This window comes from Pantoea sp. Lij88, assembly GCF_030062155.1.
In the GTDB taxonomy this organism is placed as follows: Bacteria; Pseudomonadota; Gammaproteobacteria; order Enterobacterales; family Enterobacteriaceae; genus Pantoea.
Genome location: NZ_CP118269.1, coordinates 2,226,811 through 2,246,739 on the forward strand (window position 1 = coordinate 2,226,811; position 19,929 = coordinate 2,246,739).

General features: G+C 56.2%; 25 protein-coding genes. 15 read left to right on the top strand and 10 right to left on the bottom strand.

All coding sequences use genetic code 11. The annotated features are described in order from the left end of the window. Nucleotide 1 precedes the first annotated feature (1 nt). Together PU624_RS14160 and PU624_RS14165 are read left to right on the top strand one after the other, a co-directional pair. Nucleotides 2–544: a TetR/AcrR family transcriptional regulator gene (locus PU624_RS14160; RefSeq protein ID WP_283547991.1), complete on the top strand. Its 543-nt coding sequence runs from the start codon at nucleotides 2–4 to the stop codon at nucleotides 542–544. Then, the gene (locus PU624_RS14165; protein WP_283545504.1) at nucleotides 541–1,689 is read left to right on the top strand and encodes an MFS transporter; all 1,149 of its coding nucleotides are present in this window, start codon (nucleotides 541–543) and stop codon (nucleotides 1,687–1,689) included. Before PU624_RS14160 ends, PU624_RS14165 begins: the two co-directional genes overlap by 4 nt. Nucleotides 1,690–1,841: 152 nt before the next feature. On the opposite strand, the gene PU624_RS14170 is transcribed toward PU624_RS14165, so the two are convergent. Then, entirely contained in the window at nucleotides 1,842–2,075 is a 234-nt protein-coding gene (locus tag PU624_RS14170) for a hypothetical protein (protein ID WP_283547992.1), read from the bottom strand. 293 nt (nucleotides 2,076–2,368) lie between these two features. Here PU624_RS14170 and PU624_RS14175 point away from each other — a divergent pair, with 293 nt between their 5' ends. The 3 genes from PU624_RS14175 (at nucleotide 2,369) to PU624_RS14185 (ending at nucleotide 4,662) form a co-directional block, all read left to right on the top strand. Further along, nucleotides 2,369–2,890: a GNAT family N-acetyltransferase gene (locus PU624_RS14175; protein WP_283545505.1), complete on the top strand. Its 522-nt coding sequence runs from the start codon at nucleotides 2,369–2,371 to the stop codon at nucleotides 2,888–2,890. A gap of 100 nt (nucleotides 2,891–2,990) precedes the next feature. Then, a complete protein-coding gene (locus tag PU624_RS14180; RefSeq protein ID WP_283545506.1) occupies nucleotides 2,991–4,202 on the top strand; it encodes a diguanylate phosphodiesterase in 1,212 nt (403 codons plus the stop codon). Nucleotides 4,203–4,428: 226 nt separating this feature from the next. After that, nucleotides 4,429–4,662: a DUF4060 family protein gene (locus PU624_RS14185; RefSeq protein ID WP_003850264.1), complete on the top strand. Its 234-nt coding sequence runs from the start codon at nucleotides 4,429–4,431 to the stop codon at nucleotides 4,660–4,662. Nucleotides 4,663–4,708: 46 nt separating this feature from the next. Here the strand turns inward: PU624_RS14185 and anmK are convergent, their stop codons facing one another. Next, entirely contained in the window at nucleotides 4,709–5,830 is a 1,122-nt protein-coding gene (gene anmK, locus PU624_RS14190) for an anhydro-N-acetylmuramic acid kinase (protein ID WP_283547993.1), read from the bottom strand. A gap of 282 nt (nucleotides 5,831–6,112) precedes the next feature. Here anmK and slyB point away from each other — a divergent pair, with 282 nt between their 5' ends. Further along, nucleotides 6,113–6,580 (top strand): outer membrane lipoprotein SlyB, encoded by a 468-nt coding sequence (gene slyB, locus PU624_RS14195; protein ID WP_283545507.1) that lies wholly within the window; start codon nucleotides 6,113–6,115, stop codon nucleotides 6,578–6,580. 40 nt (nucleotides 6,581–6,620) lie between these two features. Here slyB and slyA read toward each other — a convergent pair whose 3' ends face one another. Further along, the gene (gene slyA, locus PU624_RS14200; RefSeq protein ID WP_136198598.1) at nucleotides 6,621–7,058 is read right to left on the bottom strand and encodes a transcriptional regulator SlyA; all 438 of its coding nucleotides are present in this window, start codon (nucleotides 7,056–7,058) and stop codon (nucleotides 6,621–6,623) included. Nucleotides 7,059–7,208: 150 nt separating this feature from the next. On the opposite strand from slyA, the gene PU624_RS14205 reads away from it, so the two are divergent. Genes PU624_RS14205 through PU624_RS14215 form a run of 3 tightly spaced genes read left to right on the top strand, consistent with a single transcriptional unit; the run spans nucleotide 7,209 to nucleotide 10,305 of the window. After that, a complete protein-coding gene (locus PU624_RS14205) occupies nucleotides 7,209–7,445 on the top strand; it encodes a DUF1656 domain-containing protein (protein WP_010245554.1) in 237 nt (78 codons plus the stop codon). Between the two features lie 5 nt (nucleotides 7,446–7,450). Further along, nucleotides 7,451–8,308, top strand: coding sequence for an efflux RND transporter periplasmic adaptor subunit (locus tag PU624_RS14210; RefSeq protein WP_283545508.1), 858 nt, complete (start codon nucleotides 7,451–7,453; stop codon nucleotides 8,306–8,308). Then, nucleotides 8,305–10,305 carry an FUSC family protein gene (locus tag PU624_RS14215; protein WP_283545509.1) on the top strand — a complete coding sequence of 667 codons (2,001 nt, stop codon included), beginning with the start codon at nucleotides 8,305–8,307 and terminating at the stop codon, nucleotides 10,303–10,305. The genes PU624_RS14210 and PU624_RS14215 overlap by 4 nt, the downstream gene beginning before the upstream one ends. On the opposite strand, the gene PU624_RS14220 is transcribed toward PU624_RS14215, so the two are convergent. From PU624_RS14220 to PU624_RS14235, 4 genes are all read right to left on the bottom strand, one after another. Further along, nucleotides 10,306–10,773: a hypothetical protein gene (locus tag PU624_RS14220; RefSeq protein WP_283545510.1), complete on the bottom strand. Its 468-nt coding sequence runs from the start codon at nucleotides 10,771–10,773 to the stop codon at nucleotides 10,306–10,308. It abuts the gene before it with no gap. Between the two features lie 129 nt (nucleotides 10,774–10,902). After that, a complete protein-coding gene (gene sodC / locus PU624_RS14225) occupies nucleotides 10,903–11,421 on the bottom strand; it encodes a superoxide dismutase [Cu-Zn] SodC (RefSeq protein WP_283545511.1) in 519 nt (172 codons plus the stop codon). Between the two features lie 84 nt (nucleotides 11,422–11,505). After that, on the bottom strand, nucleotides 11,506–12,402 hold the full coding sequence (locus PU624_RS14230) for an aldo/keto reductase (RefSeq protein WP_283545512.1): 897 nt from the start codon (nucleotides 12,400–12,402) through the stop codon (nucleotides 11,506–11,508). Nucleotides 12,403–12,470: 68 nt separating this feature from the next. Continuing rightward, nucleotides 12,471–12,710: a DUF1289 domain-containing protein gene (locus PU624_RS14235; protein WP_283545513.1), complete on the bottom strand. Its 240-nt coding sequence runs from the start codon at nucleotides 12,708–12,710 to the stop codon at nucleotides 12,471–12,473. A gap of 174 nt (nucleotides 12,711–12,884) precedes the next feature. On the opposite strand from PU624_RS14235, the gene PU624_RS14240 reads away from it, so the two are divergent. From PU624_RS14240 to rnt, 4 genes are all read left to right on the top strand, one after another. Continuing rightward, a complete protein-coding gene (locus tag PU624_RS14240; RefSeq protein WP_283545514.1) occupies nucleotides 12,885–13,481 on the top strand; it encodes a TetR/AcrR family transcriptional regulator in 597 nt (198 codons plus the stop codon). A gap of 50 nt (nucleotides 13,482–13,531) precedes the next feature. Then, entirely contained in the window at nucleotides 13,532–14,629 is a 1,098-nt protein-coding gene (locus PU624_RS14245; RefSeq protein ID WP_283545515.1) for an alkene reductase, read from the top strand. Between the two features lie 116 nt (nucleotides 14,630–14,745). Then, complete coding sequence (gene gloA / locus PU624_RS14250; RefSeq protein ID WP_008926200.1) at nucleotides 14,746–15,153, top strand: lactoylglutathione lyase; 408 nt, start codon at nucleotides 14,746–14,748, stop codon at nucleotides 15,151–15,153. Nucleotides 15,154–15,273: 120 nt separating this feature from the next. Beyond that, the gene (gene rnt, locus PU624_RS14255; protein WP_283545516.1) at nucleotides 15,274–15,942 is read left to right on the top strand and encodes a ribonuclease T; all 669 of its coding nucleotides are present in this window, start codon (nucleotides 15,274–15,276) and stop codon (nucleotides 15,940–15,942) included. Nucleotides 15,943–15,985: 43 nt separating this feature from the next. Here rnt and PU624_RS14260 read toward each other — a convergent pair whose 3' ends face one another. Next, nucleotides 15,986–16,321 carry a Grx4 family monothiol glutaredoxin gene (locus PU624_RS14260; RefSeq protein ID WP_170933470.1) on the bottom strand — a complete coding sequence of 112 codons (336 nt, stop codon included), beginning with the start codon at nucleotides 16,319–16,321 and terminating at the stop codon, nucleotides 15,986–15,988. Between the two features lie 365 nt (nucleotides 16,322–16,686). Here PU624_RS14260 and PU624_RS14265 point away from each other — a divergent pair, with 365 nt between their 5' ends. After that, a complete protein-coding gene (locus PU624_RS14265; RefSeq protein WP_283547994.1) occupies nucleotides 16,687–17,496 on the top strand; it encodes a C40 family peptidase in 810 nt (269 codons plus the stop codon). 45 nt (nucleotides 17,497–17,541) lie between these two features. Here PU624_RS14265 and cydH read toward each other — a convergent pair whose 3' ends face one another. Next, a complete protein-coding gene (gene cydH / locus PU624_RS14270) occupies nucleotides 17,542–17,631 on the bottom strand; it encodes a cytochrome bd-I oxidase subunit CydH (protein ID WP_010245592.1) in 90 nt (29 codons plus the stop codon). Nucleotides 17,632–17,912: 281 nt separating this feature from the next. Here cydH and purR point away from each other — a divergent pair, with 281 nt between their 5' ends. Beyond that, complete coding sequence (purR, locus tag PU624_RS14275; protein ID WP_283545517.1) at nucleotides 17,913–18,938, top strand: HTH-type transcriptional repressor PurR; 1,026 nt, start codon at nucleotides 17,913–17,915, stop codon at nucleotides 18,936–18,938. On the opposite strand, the gene punR is transcribed toward purR, so the two are convergent. Beyond that, nucleotides 18,935–19,840: a DNA-binding transcriptional activator PunR gene (punR, locus tag PU624_RS14280; protein ID WP_283545518.1), complete on the bottom strand. Its 906-nt coding sequence runs from the start codon at nucleotides 19,838–19,840 to the stop codon at nucleotides 18,935–18,937. The two genes, purR and punR, sit on opposite strands and share 4 nt — an antisense overlap. Between the last annotated feature and the right edge of the window lie 89 nt (nucleotides 19,841–19,929).

A 19,929-nucleotide genomic window follows, 5' to 3' on the forward strand; every position in this document is an offset into this window, starting at 1 on the left:
GATGAAAAAGAGAAACGATATCATCCAGGCTGCCGAGCGGCTCTTCTACACACATGGCTTCCACGCCACCAGCACCGATCAACTCTGTCGGGAAGCGGGCGTCTCGACACGTACGCTTTATCATCACTTCGCCTCACGTGAAGCACTGACCGCTGCCGTGCTGAGTGCTCGCGAACAGCGTTTTATGGCTGACCTGCTGCCACCGCAGCAGCCAGAGGCAATAGCGCAGCTGTTTGTGGTGCTGGGCGACTGGACAAAGGCAAACGGTGCTCGTGGCTGTTTCTTCCTGAAAGCGTGGGGCGAGTATGCGGAACGCGACAGCGAGCTGGCCGCTCAGGCGCTGGCCTTCCGGGCCACCCTGCGCCACTACATAACAGAGTGTGTGACACATCTGAACGGGGCTGAAGATCGGCCCCTGAGTGATGCCATCTGGATACTCTTTGAAGGTGCAATCACCACGGCGCTACTCACCGGCCCCGCGGCGGCCCGGCAGGCGGCTCAGGTCGCCCGTCAGCTGCTGCGTCAGAATGGCGCAACCGGATGAGATCGTCTGCAGCGCTGGCGCTGACCGGTTTTAGTCTGATCGCCGTCACTTACGGCATGGCCCGCTTTTCATGGGGATTGATGCTGCCCGCTATCTCGTCAGAGATCCCGCTCAGCCCACAACAGGCGGGGTTGCTGTCGGCATGCAGCTTTGCGGCTTACTGCTTCACTATTCTCACTTCAGCAGCACTGACAGACCGCTATGGCGCAAGAGTGACCGCGCTGATGGCTTTAGTAAGTGCCACGGCAGGTCTGCTTCTGCTTGCGAGTGCCTCTTCATCACTGATACTGGCGGCCGGACTGTTTATCGCCGGAATGAGTTCCGGTCTGGCTTCACCCGCACTGGCCGCGGCGGTCAGTCAACGGATTACTACAACACGTCAGCCGCGCATAAATACGCTGATCAATGCAGGGACCAGCGCGGGTATCATGCTGACGGTGGTCATCCTGAGCCTGCTCCCTGGCGGCTGGCGCGCTGCCTGCGTGCTGTTTGCCCTGCTGTCTCTGGTCTGTGTGCTGCCCGTCATGCGCGTGTTAAAGGGTCAGGCTGCTGAACGCGCCTCCAGAATGCATCACTGGTATCAACGACTTTACCGCCGCTCAATGCGCCAGCTGATGGGTATCGCGCTGACGTCGGGTCTGATCAGTGCGGCATGGTGGAGCTTTGGATCGGCACTTCTGCGTCAGCATGTCGGTGTTGATGCAGAGACGGCCCGCTTACTCTGGCTGATTGCCGGGAGTGCAGGCATTGCGGGTGCGGCAACCGGCCTGCTCGCTGCCCGTATCGGGCTGAATGGGGTTTACCGGCTGTCACTGTGCGGGATGGCTCTGCCGCTGCTGGTGCTGGCTTTTAGTCATGGTGAATCCATCGGCTTAATGGTCGCGGTTGCCTGCTGCGGCGCAGGTTACGTCACGCTGTCAGGCGTACTGCTGGTGTGGGGCGCTCGCGCCACCGCAGAAGACCCGGCGACCGGCGTTGGCATCCTGTTTTTTATGCTGGCGGCAGGTCAGGTTGTGGGATCGCTGCTGTTTGGTCAGCTTTACGCCTGCTGGGGTGCCACTACGGCCTTAACGCTTTTTACTATCGCGGCCCTGCTGTTACTGTTTGTGGCGCCCGCACAGAATAGCGGAGAGGCAGTTAAATAAGCAGGCGTGGACGAAGGGAATAAAATAGCCGAAAAAAAAACAGATGGACGCAAATGCGTCATGCCAGACAGTCAGGAAATAAGTGCCCGACTCATCATGGTTAATAATGTCATCCGGCAGATTATCTGCGATATAAGAATTTCCAGCGCAAATCAGATCGCGCGGATATTTTTAATGCGGGGATTAACTTTCTGCTGAAGTAAATCTTCTTCGGGACCCAGATAATAAGGCACAGCACACTGCTTACCATCTTTGGTAAAAATAATCTGGTTATCCTGCAGGAATAAGGCCGTGAAATGACCCAGCACCACCCCATTTAATTCAAAGCAGTGATTTCTTGCTGCACGCAGCCCCTGCTTACTATTCAGAAAATCAACAAATCGCATCACGCTGCGCCTCCAGATAATTAATCACCCCAGCCAGAATCGCAAAGATAATAGCCTTAACCCCGGCACGATTCATCCGGCTGAGGCTGTTTTCAGAATAGGCTTAACCGCCATTCAGTAGTGGCACTAAACCAACGTGTTTTTTATCCGTGTTTTTCCAGGAATATTCCTGGATAACAGGACAGAAATGAAATGGTGCAGGCACGTCATATTTATATTGCGCCCTCTCCCCGCCCGCTATACCGTTGTTTTTCCACCAGGTGCAGATTTTCAGGTAAAAACCGGAGCAGGTTATGGAAATTTTTGAGGCAGATGAACGCCACATCGCAGCGATTCAGCAAATCTACGCCTGGCATGTCCTTAACGGCACCGGCTCCTTTGAGACCGTGCCGCCCGACGCCGCAGAAATTGGCGAGCGGATGCGAAAGATTCAGCAGGCGGGCCTGCCGTGGTTCATCGCCGTCAGCGATGGCGAAGTCCGTGGCTTTTGCTATCTGGCCCCTTATCGTCCCCGCCATGCCTACCGGCATACGCTGGAAGACTCTATTTATATCGATCCCGGATTTCAGAAGCGCGGTGCCGGTTCACGGCTGCTGGAGCATGCTATCCGGTGGGCTGAGCAGAAAGGATACCGCCAGCTGATCGCTAACGTCGGCGACAGCGAGAACCAAGGGTCAATTGCCGTGCACCGCGCCGCGGGCTTTGAAATGACCGGCATCCTGCGATCGGTGGGGTTTAAACAGGGACGCTGGCTGGATACCGTTTTTATGCAGCGTTCTCTGGGAACGGGCGATACTGCGCTGCCGGTAGACTAAAATAGAATCAGAGTGAGAAAGACGTACTGGCCCTCGTTCTCCTCAGGAGAAGCTTCTGGTAAGGTGCCTTAACAAAAAATAAAAAATTCCGGAAACCTTTATGTTGTCGACAATCATCTATCGCAGCCACATTACCGAACATGTGCCGCTCGAGACCCTGAATGATTTGGCGCTGAAAGCGAATAAAATTAACAAATCCTCCAGCGTCACCGGAATTTTATTGTTCAATGGCACACATTTTTTCCAGCTGCTGGAAGGCCCGGAAGCCGCGGTAAAGTCTGTCTACAGCCGCATTTGCCAGGATCCACGCCACCATAATCTGGTCGAACTGCTGCGCGATTACGCCCCGGCGAGACGTTTTGGTCACGTCGGGATGGAGCTGTTCGATCTGCGACTGCATGATCAAGAGACGGTGCTGGAGGCGGTGCTGGCAAAATGCACCACGAAATATCAGCTGACCTATGCCGATCGCGCTCTGCAGTTCCTGCGCACATTTATCGAAGCGCGGGAAAAAGAGAACTATTTCGAGATCCCTGCCGCCAGCGGCTGGACGTTTATCCGTAATGAGTCACAGCAGCGCGAAGGTAACGCGGCGATGGTGGCAACCGATGAAGTCAGCTTTGCCTTTCAGCCGATCGTTGATCCCTTTGCCTGCGAAATCGTCTCACTGGAGGCGCTGCTGCGCGGCCCGCAGGGGGAACCGCCGCTGGAGTACTTTGCCCGACTGTCACGTGAGCAGCTCTATCAAATCGATCTGACATCAAAAAGGATCGCCTTCGCGCAGGCTAAGCAGCTGGGGATTGAGGGGATGACCCTGTCGATCAATCTGCTACCGATGACGCTGGTGGAAGTGCCCGATGCCGTCCCGTTTTTACTGAATGAGATTGCAGCACAGGGGCTGGTGCCGGAGCAGATCATGGTCGAGTTCACCGAGAATGAAATTATCTCGCAGCCGGAGGCCTTTGAAGCCGCTATCCGGCAGCTTAAAGCGGCCGGTATCAGTCTGGCGCTGGATGATTTCGGCGCGGGGTTCGCCGGGCTGTCGCTGCTGACCCGCATTCAGCCCGACAAGATTAAGATCGACCGGGCCATTATCTCTGATGTGCATAAAAGCGGGCCGAAGCAGGCGATTGTTCATGCCATTCTGAAATGCTGCGCCTCGCTGGAAATTGGCGTTATCGCCGAAGGCATTGAACAGCCGGAAGAGTGGATGTGGCTTGAAGCGGCCGGTGTGACGCAGTTCCAGGGTTTCCTGTTCTCAAAACCTCAACTCAATGGCATCGCCGCCGTCGCCTGGCCGGAACTGATTTAACCCCTGCGATTTGGACGAATTTGCGATCCCCTGCCTTGCTGGATCCTCCGGCTGCTGCTAAATAATTAACAGCGCCGGGGGATCATCTTTCTGTCATCTTCCCGCGTCACAGTCAGTCATAACAAAATCAGTGATTAAATGTTTAGCAGTCAGATGTTCAGTGTTTAGGCCAGCGCTACGCGCCATGCAGGCGACGTGACTCCAGGGACAGCATTTGAGGAACTGAATGAAGCAAATTATTCGCGGTGATAAAGAACCCTCCCATATCCTGGCAGCGACCCGTGCGCTTGAAGCGCACTACTCCCGCTACGGAGAAGGTAATAAGTACCATCCCATTATCTATTCCATCGCCTACCGCAGCCGTTTCTATCAGGTAGAGGTGATTACCCGACGTGAAACGATGGTGGCTACGGTGATAACCGGGGTTCGTAACCTGACGCATCTCTCTGGCGCCGCCTGACGGCCACCTGCTCTTCTGCGGGGGCAGACTGCCCCCGCCTCCCCGCTTAACGTCGGTAGAGTGAATTGGCCGGATAGATTGCGCCAATCACGCTCTGTTCCCGTGCGCCCGTCACCGCAGGCAGATTACCCGGCAGGCCCGAGAGTGTGCGGAACGCCAGCCAGGCAAATGCCAGCGCTTCCATATCGTCACCGCTGATACCCGCCGCATCGGTAGTGGTCACTTCCGTGCCGGGAAGATGCGCCGCCAGACGCGCCATCAGCTGCGGATTGCGACTCCCGCCGCCACACACCAGCAGACGGTCACAGCCATCATTGAGTAACACCTGCTGCGTGATGGTGATAGCGGTCAGTTCGACCAGCGTGGCCTGCACATCCTGCGGTGCCAGACCCGGGAAATAGCGCAGGTGCTGTTCCAGCCAGCCCAGGTTAAAGTGTTCGCGACCGGTGCTTTTCGGCGACGGCAACGCAAACCACGGCTCACGCAATAGCGCCTCCAGCAGCGCCGGAATCACCGAGCCGCTGCGCGCCCACTGCGCATCTTTGTCATAAGGCTGCCCCTGATTACGCCAGATCCAGGCATCCAGCAGCATATTGCCTGGCCCGGTATCAAATCCACGCACTGGCTGACCGGGGATCAGCACGGAAAGATTGGCGATGCCGCCAATATTCAGCACCATGCGACGTTCAGTGGCATCCATCAGCAGCGCCTGATGAAAGGCGGGCACCAGCGGCGCGCCCTGCCCGCCCAGCGCCATGTCACGACGGCGGAAATCGCCCACCACGGTGACGCCAGTTGCGGCCACAATCTGGTTGTTATCGCCAATCTGCAGCGTATTGGGTGCGTCACTCTGTGGCTCATGCCAGACGGTCTGACCATGACAGCCAATCGCCGTGATATCGCTGGCCTCCAGCGACTCGCGCTTCATTAATGTCACCACGGCCTCAGCAAACAGCTGGCCGAGGCGGGTATCGAGCTGGCCGAGCTGTGACAGCGTCAGGGATTGTCCCTGACACATCCCCAGAATCGCCTGACGCAGTTCTGGTGGCATCGGATGGCAGTAGCTCGCCTGCTGGGCCACCATATTCTCATCAATGGCGGCCAGCACCACATCCACCCCATCCAGGCTGGTGCCTGACATTACCCCGATATAGCGTCCTGATTTCATAGCCATTCCTTACTTCCGGCGGGAAGTGCGATTCATCTGCGGCTAGCCTGACAAATAATGATCGCTAATTCTATGATTAAATTGTTTTTATCCAATCGTGCTCACCGATAACGCAACGGGACTATTTTTAATCCGCGATTGAATTATTGTTGATCCTGCATAGTCTATGCTTCGTTCAACCGTGTTTTATTCGGACAGGGATTAATTTGCCAGGTTTGTGTCTTATACTGAGTGCAGGATACAGCGGTAAACGTGGCGCCTTCTCGACTAAAGGAGTTTCAAATGATCAAGCGTGTAATTGTGGTCGCTCTGGCCGGTGCTATGCTGGCAGGTTGTAGCAATACCAGTACGCTGTCGGGTGATACCTACAGTGCCAGTGAAGCGAAACAGGTGCAGAGCGTGTCGTACGGTACCTTAGTCTCCGTTCGTCCGGTGAAAATCCAGGGCGGCGATGAGAGCAACGTTATCGGTGCAATCGGTGGTGCGGTGCTGGGTGGCTTCCTGGGTAACACCATTGGTGGCGGTACCGGACGTAGCCTGGCGACAGCCGGTGGTGCAGTTCTGGGTGGCGTAGCCGGTCAGGGCGTACAGGGCGCAGTTAATAAAACAGATGGTGTTGAGCTGGAAATCCGCAAGGATGATGGCAACACCATCATGGTGGTTCAGAAACAGGACGCCTCGCGTTATTCCGTTGGCCAGCGTGTCGCGATGGCCTCTAACGGCAGCCAGGTGACGGTTTCACCTCGCTAACGCTGTAAAACAAAAAACCGACGCCCTGGCGTCGGTTTTTTTATTTCTCTTTGTTCTGAAGTTCGAGAATGTTTTTCTCAAGCCGGGCAATCAGCGTCACCATCTGACTGATCTCTTCCCGACTGATGCCGGACAGAATGTCGTCCCGCGTTTCATCAATCACACTCTCAACCTGTTCGATAATCGGCTCCGCCTGCTGCGTCAGCTTAATGCGCTTGGCACGACGATCGTTGGCGCAGGTCGAACGGGTAATGAGTCCTTTCTCTTCCAGCTGGTCCAGCGTGCGCACCAGCGACGGCTGTTCAATACCGATCGCCTTGGCTAACTGAATCTGCGACTGTTCGGGCGGCAGTTGATGAATATTGTGCAACGTCACCCAGTGAGTCTGAGTCAGCTCAAGCGGCTTGAGCCGCTGATCAATCAACGCGCGCCAGATGCGCACCAGGCGAGATAAATCCGTTCCGAGGGGCGTATCCATTTCATCTCCTTATAATTAGCTTGCTAGCTATCAAGCCAGATTTTACACTATTCTGCGAGTTTACAGGACAAATTACAAATCCCCGACCAGGGCATGATAACGGGGCAGCGCTTCCACTCTGCCGTTTGGGTTAACGAAGGATGTTATCACGTGCTCACTCCTGCTTTTTCAGGTGCGAATCCGCTGACCGATCTGGTCGTGGGCGCCTCACTGTTTTTCCCGCCGATATTCAAAGCGGTGATCCTCGGCTTCTTTTTCTGGCTGCTGATCCACCCGCTGGTGCGCGGCTGGATCTACTCCGGCGATGTCTGGCATCCCACCCTGTTTGATCTCTCCCTGTTTGTGCTGTGCGTTACCGCCGCACTCTGGCTCATCGGTCACGGATAATCGATATGAAATTTAACGCGGTAAAATATTTCTCAACGCTGATTGTCTTCGCCCTGGCGCTGCTGGCGGGCGTCTGGCTGTGGAACTACTACATGCAGTCGCCCTGGACCCGTGACGGGAAAGTGCGGGCAGAGCTGGTGGATATCACGCCTCAGGTGTCGGGCCGGATTACGCAACTGAAGGTGAAAGACAATCAGTTTGTGCACAAGGGCGAGCTGCTGCTCACGCTGGACCCGGTGCCCTGGCAGATCGCGCTCGACAACGCCGCCGCCCAGCTCAGCAAAGCGCAGGCGGACATGGCGAAAGCGCAGCATGAATTTAACCGGCGCAGCAGCCTGCCGCGCAACATCATCTCTGCCGAGGATCTTGATGCGGCACGCTTAAGCTTTGGCGCTGCCACCGCCAGCACCAAAGCCGCGCAGGCCGAGTGGGAACGGGCGCGCTGGAATCTGCAACAGACAACGCTGACCGCTCCGGCGGATGGCTGGATCACCAATCTGACGCTCCGTCCCGGTAACTATGCCACCGAGGGTTCACCTCTGTTTGCGCTGGTCGACAGCCACTCTTACTACGTTATGGGCTATTTCGAAGAGACCAAGCTGCGCCATATTCACCCAGGTGCGGCGGCGCAGGTGGTGCTCTACAGCAATGGTATGCGGCTGCAGGGCCAGGTGGACAGCATTGGCCGCGCCATCTATGACCAGAGCATTGAGACCGACAGCGGCCTGGTGCCCGATATCAAGCCCAACGTGCCCTGGGTGCGGCTGGCGCAGCGGGTGCCGGTGCGCATTCGCCTCGATTCGCTTCCGGCCGATGCCGATCTGGTCGCCGGCACCAGCTGTACCATCACCATTCAGCCATGAATTTTCAGTGGCTGGCCTGGGATCAACTGCCCTGGATTAAGGCGAACGCCGGTCAGTGGCGCTATGCGTTGCGTAACGCGATTGCCATGTGTCTGGCACTGAGCATCGCCTATGGGCTGGATCTTGATGAACCCTACTGGGCGATGACCTCTGCCGCCGTGATCAGCTTTCCCACCGTCGGGGGCGCGATCAGTAAAAGTCTGGGCCGCATCGTGGGCAGTCTGCTGGGGGCGAGCGCCGCGCTGCTGATTGCCGGACACACCCTGAATGAACCCTGGCTGTTTACCTTTGCGATTGCCGGCTGGCTGGCGCTCTGCACCGGCATTTCAAACCACTACCAGAACAACGTCGCCTATGCGTTTTCGCTGGCGGGTTACACCGCCGCCATCATCGCCTTTAGCAGCGTCAATATCACCGACATCACCTCGCTGTGGACCATCGCCCAGGCTCGCGTCTGCGAAGTGATCTCCGGCATCCTCTGCGCCGGATTGATGATGATGGTGCTGCCGAGCACCTCCGACGGCGAGACGCTGATCACCTCACTGAAGCAGATGCACGCCCGCTTGCTGGAACATGCGGTGTTACTACTGCAGCCCTCGGCCAGCGAGACTATTCGTGTCGCGCATGAAAACGTCATCAGCCAGATCCTGACCATGAATCTGCTGCGGATTCAGGCCTTCTGGAGCCACTACCGCTTTCGCCGACAGAATAACGTCCTGAACTATGTGCTGCATCAGCAGCTGCGACTCACCAGCGTGCTCTCCAGCCTGCGCCGCATGTTGCTGAACTGGCCCGATGCGCCAGAGGCGCTGTTTGAGGCGCTGCAGCTCCTGCTGGCTGAGCTGGCGAAACCGGCGTGCGATAAATACCGTCTGGCGCAAATCCTGCGCAGCGTGACACCTGCGGCGGATGGCGACTACCGGCAGCGTGCCTTTTGTCAGCGCCTGCGCTACTTCTGCTGGATGTACCTCAACGTGCTGCGCTGGATCCGCCTGCTGGATCGCGCCGATGCCGATACCCGCTTTCAGCCACCGCCGGTTCCGGCGCTGGCGCGCGACAGTGACAGTGCCGAAGCGGGCTGGAGCGCCCTGCGCACCTTCTGCGTGATCGTGCTGGGCTGCGCCTTCTGGATCAACACACAATGGTCTTCCGGGGCTTCCGCGCTCACCTTAACCGCCATTGCCTGCGTGCTATACGCCTCCGTGCCCTCACCCGGCGGCAGCGTCACGCTGCTGCTGAAAACGCTGCTGTGGCTGTTTGCGTTCAGCTTTGTGATGAAATTTGGCCTGATGGTGCAGATCAGCCAGCTGTGGCAGTTTTTACTGTTTCTGTTCCCGCTGCTGGTGACGCTGCAACTCTTCAAGCTGCAGCAGAAACAGCGCGCCGGGATGTGGGGACAGTTCATCGTCTTTATGGGATCGTTTATTGCGGTGACCAATCCGCCCAGCTGGGATTATCAGGACTTCTTTAACGATAACATCGCCAAAGTCTGCGGGGTGCTGCTCGCCTGGCTGGCGTTCCAGATTCTGCGGCCCAGTTCCGATGCACGGCGCAGCCGACGGCATATCCGGGCGCTGCGGCTGGCCTTTCTCGACCAGCTGCGGCAACGGCCCCGGCTCAGCGAGAGCCGCTTTGAATCACAGATTTATCACCGCATCAGCCAGCTCAGTCACAGCCGGGATGAGCAGGCGCGCGTCTGGCTACTCCGCTGGGGCGTGGTGCTGCTCAACTGCTCGCATATCGTCTGGCAACTGCGTGAGTGGCGTGCAGGTTCGGCAGCGCTGATGGGGTTTCGCGACAACAGCCTGCAAAATTTACAGCAAATTATCAGCAGCCGCGGCGTGCGCCACAGCTCGCTGGATCAGATGCTGACGGAACTGGAAGAGACCATCGCCGCATTGCTGGCGCTGGAAAACACTGAGGCCAGCGAACTGGCGGGGATTATCTGGCGATTACGCTGTTCGCTGGCACAGCTGAAGCAGGCGGTGCCAGAGTAATCACTGGCAATATTGCTGCTGTTGCCGGTTAAAATCATCCTGCAGCTGTTGCAGCGTTTTATGGCCTTCGAAGCGGGTTTTATCCATTTCGGTCATCGGTTCGATCACCAGCGCTTTCTCATCGGGTGAGAAGATAAAGCGGCGCGTCAGCTCCGTGCCGGTAAAACTTTGACCGTGAATCCCCCCGCACACCATGGTCATGGCGTGGCGATAGATAGTGCTATCCGTGAAATTGGTTTCGGTGGCGCTGCGAAAGACCTGATCACAACCCTGCGCTTCCAGCTTGTGCACCATGTTGCGGCTCAGCCATTCACGGCCTTTGGCGATCTTTTCACAGGTGACACGCATCGGACTGGTATCAATGGTGCGCTGAAGTTCGCGTCCGGTTTCGGTAACCAGTTGCGTATCATTGGGTTTATCGCATCCCACCAGCAGCAGACACAGCAGTAATGCGCCCTTGAATTTCATTTTCCTGCTCCTTCCCCATCACGCTTTCTTACCTGAATCAATATCATAGGGGGGAAATGTCAGGGATGGTACAACAATTCATAAACAGTCAGGAGAAAAGCGGGCGGCCACTGCCTGCCGCCCGGACACTCAGATTACACCGCAGGCATAACGCGCCCCGCCACCGCCCAGCGGCTGAGGATGGTCGGCATGATTATCCCCGCCGACATGCACCATCAGCGCTTTGCCTTTAATCTCTTTTAATGATTTCAGACGCGGTGCCAGCACCGGATAGGTGGCTTTGCCCTGGTCATCAACATAGACCGCAGGCAGGTCGCCCAGGTGTCCCTCAGCATACGGCCCCAGATGTTTGCCGCTATTGGCCGGATCAAGGTGGCCTCCGGCCGCACCGGCGGCGACCACTTTCCCACCAGATTCGCCAGGTTCACAGCTGCCTTTGGCATGGACATGGAAACCATGAATGCCCGGCTGAAGCCCCTGCAGATCCGGCGTGAACTCCAGACCATACTGTGTCTCATCAATTTTTACGGTGCCCAGTGATTTCCCGATCCCTTCAGCGGTAACCTGATGGATCGTAACCTGCTCGCTGGCAGCCTGAGCTGAACCGCAGGCGATCAGGGCGAATAGCGCAACTGCTTTCATTTTCATGGTGACTCCGTTTGCATCCCAGGGTTTGAGATAAGTCTGGTCGCTGTTGCGCTATTTTGCCGGAGATTGACGCAGTTTTACGCTTCAGGGCACATCAAAGCCCAGCGCCGCCTTGCGAATGCGGAACCACTGCTGACGTGTCAGGATTAAGTTCAGCGCGCTGGCAGCTTCGCTGACCCGAGCCGTTTTACCCGAGCCGATGATTGGCAGCGGGCGTGACGGCAGCATCAGTATCCAGGCGTAGACCACCTGTTCCAGGCTGGAGGCGCCGGTTTCCTGCCGCACCGCTTCCAGTTCGTTTCGCAGCGGCTGGAAATGCGGATCGTTAAACAGGCGGCCGCCCCCGAGGCAGGACCAGGCCATTGGACGAATACGCAGTTGCTGACACTGATCCAGCGATCCATCCAGCAGCACGCTTTGCTGCACCGGTGAGATCTCCAGCTGATTCGTCACCAGCGAGAACGGCAGACGGGATTGCAGCAGGGAAAACTGGGATGGGGTGAAGTTGGAGACGCCAAAATGCAGAACCTTGCCGCTCTGATGCAGTGCCATAAAGGCTTCAGCCACCTCGTCAGCCGCCATCAGCGGATCGGGACGGTGGATCAGCAGCAGGTCGAGACGATCGGTGTGGAAATGACGCAGCGAGTTTTCAGCGCTCTGCAGGATATGGCTTTTATCCGTGATGTAGTGACCAATCTGATGTTCAGGCCGGGCGCGCGTGGCGATGCCGCATTTGGTCACAATCTGCAGCTGGTCGCGCAGGCCGGGTGCCAGTTTCAGCGCCTCACCAAATGCCGCCTCACACTGGTAGTCACCATAGATATCCGCATGGTCAACGGTGGTAATGCCAAGCCTGAGATGATGCTCAATAAACGCGACCCGCTCCTGAGGCGACATGCCCCACTCCATCAGACGCCAGTACCCCATAACCAGCGGTGAAAAATCGGGCCCCTGTGAAGCGATGGCTTGCGGTTCTAACATGACGTTCTCCCTGTTGCGCGTGGGCTGTAATTAATGTGTCAGAGAGTATAACGGAAAGCGTAAAGTCGTCAGAATAACTCCGGCTGCTGGGGTTCGGGCGGCTCCTCGCCTTTCTGCTGCCGTTGCAGTCGCTGACGACGTTGCTGACAAAGACGTATTACCTCGCGCTTCTGCGCATCGCTGAAGCGCAGCCAGTTGAACCGCTCATCGCGGCTGCGTAAACATCCCAGGCAATAGCCGCGCGCATCAGTCTGGCAGATGCCGCGACAGGGGCTGGGAACCGGGAAAAACTCAAGCTGCTCGGCCACCACGTCTCCGGATTCACAGAATAAACAGTCCATTAAAAAGCGTAGCCTGGTTGTGCAGGAAGTAAGCCCTGCGCGGTCAGAATTAACCTTTTCTTTCCTAGAGAGGTGAACACTCTGTGCCAAATGCACGGTGCAGCGTTGCATTAGACCGACTGGTCTACTAATCTCACTGCCATGAATAAGACGCTACAACGCAATGAAACCCGCGAACACCTGCTCCAGACAGGTGAGCAGCTCTGCCTGCAACGCGGCTTTACCGGAATGGGCCTCAGCGAACTGCTGACGCAGGCGGCGGTGCCGAAAGGCTCCTTCTACTACTACTTCCGCTCTAAAGAGGCGTTTGGCGTGGCGTTACTGGAACGCTACTTTGCACGTTACCTGCAGGATGTGGAGTTACAGCTTAACCAGACCAGCGGCACGCCGCGTGAGCGTCTGCTTAATCACTTTCGTGCTGCCGTTGAGCTGTTTGTGCAGCAGGGCCATATCGTTGGCTGTCTGGGCGTTAAAGTCTCTGCTGAGGTGTGCGATCTCTCTGAGCCGATGCGTGATGCACTGCAGCAGGGTGCAGGGAAGATTACCGCGCTCTACGCCCGGACGCTGATCGCCGCCGGGCAGCAGGAGTCGCTGAGTCTGCCGCAGCCTCCCGCGCAGATGGCGGAATTGCTGTCGCTGCTGTGGCTTGGTGCGAGCCTGCAGAGCAAAATTTCCCGCGAGGCGCAGCCGCTGCGTCTGGCATTGAGTACCATCGAACAGTGGCTTAAAAGCCACTGATTTTTAAAAAACGTGTTTGTAGACGACTGGTCTACTAATCAGGAGCTATTATGGCGAGTACCCAGCTGTTTCGTCCGCTGAAAGTCGGCGCAATTACCGTCCCAAACCGCGTATTCATGGCCCCGCTGACCCGTCTGCGCAGCATTGAGCCAGGCGATATCCCGACCCCGATGATGGCGGAATATTACCGTCAGCGCGCCAGCGCCGGTCTGATCATCACCGAAGCGACCCAGATCTCTTTCCAGGCGAAAGGCTATGCCGGTGCGCCAGGCTTACATACGCAGCCACAGATTGCAGCGTGGAAAGTGATTAACGAAGGCGTGCATCAGGCGGGCGGTCACACCGCCGTACAGTTATGGCACACCGGTCGTATCTCTCATAACAGCGTGCAGCCGGAAGGCAAAGCACCGGTCGCCCCCTCGGCGATTGCCGCTGGCACCCGCACTTCACTGCGTGCTGAAGATGGCAGCGTCTACCGCGAAGATACCTCAGTACCGCGTGAACTGACGGTGCCAGAAATCAAGCAGATCGTGGCCGATTTTGGTCAGGCTGCGGCCAACGCGCGTGAAGCGGACTTTGATCTGCTTGAACTGCACTCCGCACACGGTTATCTGATGCACCAGTTCCTGGCGCCGGGTTCAAACCAGCGTACCGACGAATATGGCGGCAGCATCGAAAAGCGCGGTCGCTTTGCACTCGAAGTGGTTGATGCAGTGATCGCTAACTGGTCAGCCGATCGTATTGGTATTCGCGTCTCGCCTATCGGCAGCTTCCAGAATCTGGACAACGGTCCGGACGAAGAAGAAGCGGCGCTGTGGTACATCGGCGAGCTGGCAAAACGCAACATCGCCTATCTGCACCTTTCAGAGCCAGACTGGGCCGGCGGTCAGCCTTACACCGACGCCTTCCGTCAGAAAGTGCGTGATCTGTTCCCGGGAGCCATCATTGGTGCCGGTGCCTATACCGTTGAGAAAGCGGATGATCTGATCGGTCGCGGTCTGATCGATGCGGTTGCGTTTGGTCGTGATTACATTGCTAACCCGGATCTGGTTGAGCGTCTGCAGCAGGATGCCCCACTCAATCCACAGCGTCCGGAAAGCTTCTACGGCGGCGGCGCTGAAGGGTATATCGACTACCCGACGCTGTAACCGTTTTGGGCTGCCGTCCGGGATGATGGCGGCAGCCATTATTCAATGGCGATTTTCATCGCTATACTTATCGCCTGGGTCATCCGGCGATGGCGTTTTATTTCAAAGAGGATGTTATGCGTTTACTTCATACCATGCTGCGCGTTGGCGATCTGCAACGTTCTATCGATTTCTACACCCGTGTGCTGGGCATGCGTGTGCTGCGTCAGAGCGAAAACACCGAATATAAATATACCCTGGCCTTTGTGGGCTACACCGACGAGAGCGAAGGTGCGGTGATCGAGCTGACCTACAACTGGGGCGTCGATAAGTATGACCTCGGTAATGCCTATGGTCACATTGCGCTGGGCGTTGATGACGCAGCAGCAGCCTGCGAACGTATTCGCAAAGATGGCGGCAACGTGACGCGTGAAGCGGGCCCGGTTAAAGGCGGCTCCACCATTATTGCCTTTGTTGAAGATCCCGATGGCTACAAAATCGAGCTGATCGAAAACAAAGATGCCGGTAACGGCCTGGGCAACTAAACCTGCCCCTCAGCCTGCCCGTCCGGGTGGGCTGAATCCCCTTCTCTTCGCTTCATCTGCTGCACCCGGCCCCGTTTTTTGCCATAATACGCGCTGCCCTTTTTCTGCAACGAGATCCTGATGTCTGAATCGAATTCCCCTAATGCACTCAATCAACGTTTCCGTGGCTTCTATCCGGTGGTGATCGACGTCGAAACCGCCGGTTTCAACGCGCAAACCGATGCGTTACTGGAGATTGCCGCTATCACGCTGAAAATGGATGAAGAGGGATGGATTCAGATCGACCAGACGCTGCATTTCAACGTTGAACCCTTTGTCGGATCGCTGCTGCATCCCGAAGCGCTGGCGTTTACCGGTATCGACCCGAGTAATCCGCTGCGCGGCGCAGTCAGTGAATATGACGCGCTGCACGCCATTTTCAAAATGGTGCGCAAGGGCATTAAAGACAGCGGCTGCAATCGCGCCATTATGGTGGCGCATAATGCCACCTTCGACCTGAACTTCATGTCAGCGGCAGCAGAACGTGCCAGCCTGAAGCGCAATCCGTTTCACCCGTTCGCCACCTTTGATACTGCAGCGCTGAGCGGACTGGTGCTGGGTCAGACGGTGCTGGCGAAAGCCTGTATTGCGGCGGGAATGGAGTTTGACAGTACGCAGGCACATTCGGCGCTCTATGACACTCAGCAGACCGCGTCACTGTTCTGCGAGCTGGTGAACCGCTGGAAACGGTTAGGTGGCTGGCCACTGCCCTTCGCAGAAGGCGACGCAGAAGCCACGACATCCGCATAAGGGATGCCGCAATGAAAAAGGCCGACATGCTGTCGGCCTTTTTTTATTCTGCTTCTTTAAACTTTTCTGCAGTCTCTTTGATCAGCGTCTGCAGTTCACCACGTTGTAACATCTCAACGATGATGTCGCAGCCACCGACCAGTTCACCATCGACCCACAGCTGCGGGAAGGTTGGCCAGTTAGCGAACTTCGGCATCTCGGCACGAATGTCCGGGTTCTGCAGAATATCCACGTAAGCAAAACGCTCACCACAGGCTGACAGCGCCTGTACCGCCTGTGCAGAGAAACCGCAGCTAGGCAGTTTCGGGGAACCTTTCATGTACAGCAGGATCGGGTTTTCTGCGATCTGGCGCTGAATTTTTTCTACAGTACTCATAATTGCCTTCCTTAATTCGTCACTTCGTGTTTGTTTATTGTAGCGACTTCGCAGCGTGACTGAAAATGAGATTTTGACCGCTGCCCGATTAAATCGCCATCATTGTTAAGTCCTGCTTCGGGACGCCTGATTTCCTGTTTATTAACAGCTGGTAACAGTTTAATAATTCGTAATAATTTCGTTGATATAAGACGCTGAAAATGTTCATTTTCAGCGCGATTGCGTGGGTTGCAAAGATTAATATTAAAAGGCATTACAGTTTTTAAACGAACTGGACTAGAATGGCCTGGGCGCTGATCCTGGATCAGATTAATCTCAACTTTGTCGCGGTGCGTAGTGGCCCTGACAACTTAACTAATCAACGGACTATGCGTTTAATCATTACGCTTTTCATGCTGGCCTTTGCGCAACTGTTTTTCAACGTCGCTGCTGCTTCCCCGCACGCGCCGGTGAACGTCAGTTCGCATAAAGCAGAAAAAAAGAGTGCGCGCGACGATGAGCGCCGCAAGCGTCGCCAGGTAAAAACGGTGACCAAAAAAACTCGCCTCAGCCCTGTTCAAAAACTCAAAACTAAAAAACAGAAAAAAGTCGAACTCACTGCTAAACAGACGCCTGCTAAGAAGACCTCGCTCAAAACCGCCCGTATCAGCAAAACAAAAGAAAAAAATAAAGAGAAGAAACGCTATGGTCATCAGCGCCAGCTGAAAACGGCTGAGGTTATCGCCAGCGAGCCAGGCACCATTAAGATGAGTAAATCCCACCGTCAGCGCTATCAGAAGGCCCGTGAAACCGCGATGACCAAGCTGATGGGCCAGTTGGGTAAACCGTATCAGTGGGGCGGCACCTCACCTCACACCGGTTTTGATTGCAGTGGTCTGGTCTGGTACGCCTATAAAGATCTGGTGAAGTTTAAGATCCCACGTACCGCTAACGAGATGTATCACCTGCGTGACGCGGCACCCATCAAGCGTGAGTCACTGGAGAAAGGCGATCTGGTCTTCTTCCGTATTAATGGTCGCGGTACTGCGGACCACGTCGGCGTATACCTTGGCGATGGCAAGTTTATTCAGTCGCCACGTACCGGAAAAGATATTCAGATCAGCGCATTAGGGGAAGATTACTGGCAGCGCCACTACATTGGTGCCCGTCGGGTGATGACGCCGAAAACCATACGCTGAGCAGCAGAACAGTCAGAAAAAGCCGGGATAATCCCGGCTTTTTTGTTAGTGCAGAATGGCGGTAAAACTAAAGGCCACAATCATCAGCAGACAGCCCGCAGTGGTCATTAACGCCAGTTTAAGATCGGTACTCATTACATGCTCCTTAGTCACACAATTTGTAGGGTTATGGCATTTTCCCACACGACCCGGTAAAAATCTCGTTTTATCCGTCCAGCCTTGTTAGAATCCCGCCTTTGTTGCGCAACGCGCGCAACTCTGATTCCGTTTGCGCATCTTTTAAGGCGTTTATTCTCCGCCAGCGGCCTGTTTACCGACCAGAAAAGCTGCATTTTTGCGGAAAAATCCCTGAGCAGACGCAAACGTTTAACACTACGCTTATCAAAGATTTAGATAAGCACTGGAGTCCGATTTTCATGGCAACAATCAAAGATGTGGCGAAACGCGCCGGCGTCTCAACGACCACCGTTTCGCACGTCATCAATAAAACCCGCTTTGTCGCTGAAGAGACGCGCAACGCGGTCTGGCAGGCGATCAAGGAACTGCACTACTCGCCGAGCGCCGTGGCGCGCAGCCTGAAAGTGAACCACACCAAAACGCTGGGCCTGCTTGCCACCTCCAGCGAAGCACCCTATTTCGCTGAAATTATTGAAGCGGTTGAAAATCACTGTTTTGACAAAGGCTATACGCTGATTCTGGGTAATGCGCACAACGATCTGCAAAAGCAGCGTGCCTACCTCAGCATGATGGCGCAGAAGCGCGTCGATGGTCTGCTGGTGATGTGCTCTGAATATCCGGACGACCTGTTGCAGATGCTGGAAGAGAACCGCAATATCCCGATGGTGGTGATGGACTGGGGCGAGTCGCGCGCCGACTTCACCGACACGGTGCTGGATAATGCCTTCCAGGGCGGCTATCTGGCGGGACGCTATCTGATTGAACGTGGACACCGTGATATTGGTGCTATCCCCGGCCAGATGGAGCGCAATACCGGTGGCGGACGCCATGCCGGTTTCCTGAAAGCGCTGGAAGAAGCGGGTATCCAGCCGCGTGCCGAGTGGATTGTGCAGGGTGACTTTGAGCCGGAATCGGGCTATCAGGCGATGCAGCAGATCCTGTCGCAGAAACAGCGCCCGACGGCGGTGTTCTGCGGCGGTGACATCATGGCGATGGGCGCGATTTGCGCCGCTGACGAGATGGGGTTACGCGTCCCGCAGGATATTTCGGTGATCGGTTATGACAATGTGCGCAACGCCCGCTATTTCGCACCCGCCCTGACGACCGTACATCAGCCTAAAGCTCAGCTGGGGGAAAAAGCGCTGGATATGCTGCTGGACCGCATCACCAGTAAGCGTGAAATTTCACAAACGATCGAAGTCCATCCCACGCTGATTGAACGTCGTTCTGTGGCTGATGGTCCGTTCCGCGACTATCGCCGTTAATCCTCGCTTAACCACTCCTGATTAAGCGTTTGCGCATCACCCAGATAGCTGAGTAACCAGCCTGTCGCCGGTGATGCGCGATCCTCGGCCCAGCTGACGCAGCAGGGGCTATCCGGGAACGCCACCGGCAGTGTCAGTTCAACCAGATCGCCGCTGTCGAGCAGCGGTCTGGCAAGATGACCCGGTACCATCGCCACACACAATCCCGCCTGCACGCACTCCAGACCGGTCTGCCATTCCGGCACCACCAGCCTGCGCTGGTTATCCAGCGTCCACGTCATACGGCGCGGCAGCGCTCGCGAGGTATCTTCCAGCACCAGTGATGGCCAGCTTCGCAGCGTGTCATCATCGATCTGGCTCGCCTGCGTCAGTGGATGATCGGGCGCGACCACGCAGCGCCAGTTGAGGGTGCCCATATCCCGAAACGCAAAACGCCCGCCCACCGGAATCGCCTGGGTGGCCCCAATCGCCACTTCCACCCGGCCATCGGCCAGCGCATCCCAGACGCCATTAAATACCTCATAGCTGATGATCAGTTCCATATCGGGGAAGTGACGATAGAAATCTTTGACCAGTTGCCGGGTGCGCTGAGGTTTGGCGATACGGTCAACGGCAATACTGAGCTGCCCGCGCCAGCCGTTGGCCAGTTGCTGACACTGACGCCGGGTGGCAAGCATTTTTTTGATGACGCTTCGGCCTTCCCGGACAAAATGCTCACCCGCCGGCGTCAGCACCACTTCACGATGTTGACGCTCAAACAGCGGCACCGCCAGCCAGTTTTCCAGCTGGCGCACGGTGTAGCTGATGGCAGAAGGCACCCGATGTAGCTCCTGCGCGGCAGCGCTGAAGCTGCCCCCACGCGCAACCGCGTCAACCACCTCTAATGCATATTCAGACCACATAATCTGCCTTCAAAAATTTTAACAGCAATCGGCAAATATTACCGTTTCACAGCAGCAAACGCACCTTTTACACTCTGCCGCGTTTATCC

Bases quoted from the DNA above. Each gene is read 5' to 3' on its own strand.
- PU624_RS14160 (WP_283547991.1), top strand. From the start codon at position 2: ATGAAAAAGAGAAACGATATCATCCAGGCTGCCGAGCGGCTCTTCTAC.
- PU624_RS14165 (WP_283545504.1), top strand. From the start codon at position 541: ATGAGATCGTCTGCAGCGCTGGCGCTGACCGGTTTTAGTCTGATCGCC.
- PU624_RS14170 (WP_283547992.1), bottom strand. From the start codon at position 2,075: ATGCGATTTGTTGATTTTCTGAATAGTAAGCAGGGGCTGCGTGCAGCA.
- PU624_RS14175 (WP_283545505.1), top strand. From the start codon at position 2,369: ATGGAAATTTTTGAGGCAGATGAACGCCACATCGCAGCGATTCAGCAA.
- PU624_RS14180 (WP_283545506.1), top strand. From the start codon at position 2,991: ATGTTGTCGACAATCATCTATCGCAGCCACATTACCGAACATGTGCCG.
- PU624_RS14185 (WP_003850264.1), top strand. From the start codon at position 4,429: ATGAAGCAAATTATTCGCGGTGATAAAGAACCCTCCCATATCCTGGCA.
- anmK (WP_283547993.1), bottom strand. From the start codon at position 5,830: ATGAAATCAGGACGCTATATCGGGGTAATGTCAGGCACCAGCCTGGAT.
- slyB (WP_283545507.1), top strand. From the start codon at position 6,113: ATGATCAAGCGTGTAATTGTGGTCGCTCTGGCCGGTGCTATGCTGGCA.
- slyA (WP_136198598.1), bottom strand. From the start codon at position 7,058: ATGGATACGCCCCTCGGAACGGATTTATCTCGCCTGGTGCGCATCTGG.
- PU624_RS14210 (WP_283545508.1), top strand. From the start codon at position 7,451: ATGAAATTTAACGCGGTAAAATATTTCTCAACGCTGATTGTCTTCGCC.
- PU624_RS14215 (WP_283545509.1), top strand. From the start codon at position 8,305: ATGAATTTTCAGTGGCTGGCCTGGGATCAACTGCCCTGGATTAAGGCG.
- PU624_RS14220 (WP_283545510.1), bottom strand. From the start codon at position 10,773: ATGAAATTCAAGGGCGCATTACTGCTGTGTCTGCTGCTGGTGGGATGC.
- sodC (WP_283545511.1), bottom strand. From the start codon at position 11,421: ATGAAAATGAAAGCAGTTGCGCTATTCGCCCTGATCGCCTGCGGTTCA.
- PU624_RS14230 (WP_283545512.1), bottom strand. From the start codon at position 12,402: ATGTTAGAACCGCAAGCCATCGCTTCACAGGGGCCCGATTTTTCACCG.
- PU624_RS14240 (WP_283545514.1), top strand. From the start codon at position 12,885: ATGAATAAGACGCTACAACGCAATGAAACCCGCGAACACCTGCTCCAG.
- PU624_RS14245 (WP_283545515.1), top strand. From the start codon at position 13,532: ATGGCGAGTACCCAGCTGTTTCGTCCGCTGAAAGTCGGCGCAATTACC.
- gloA (WP_008926200.1), top strand. From the start codon at position 14,746: ATGCGTTTACTTCATACCATGCTGCGCGTTGGCGATCTGCAACGTTCT.
- rnt (WP_283545516.1), top strand. From the start codon at position 15,274: ATGTCTGAATCGAATTCCCCTAATGCACTCAATCAACGTTTCCGTGGC.
- PU624_RS14265 (WP_283547994.1), top strand. From the start codon at position 16,687: ATGCGTTTAATCATTACGCTTTTCATGCTGGCCTTTGCGCAACTGTTT.
- cydH (WP_010245592.1), bottom strand. From the start codon at position 17,631: ATGAGTACCGATCTTAAACTGGCGTTAATGACCACTGCGGGCTGTCTG.
- purR (WP_283545517.1), top strand. From the start codon at position 17,913: ATGGCAACAATCAAAGATGTGGCGAAACGCGCCGGCGTCTCAACGACC.
- punR (WP_283545518.1), bottom strand. From the start codon at position 19,840: ATGTGGTCTGAATATGCATTAGAGGTGGTTGACGCGGTTGCGCGTGGG.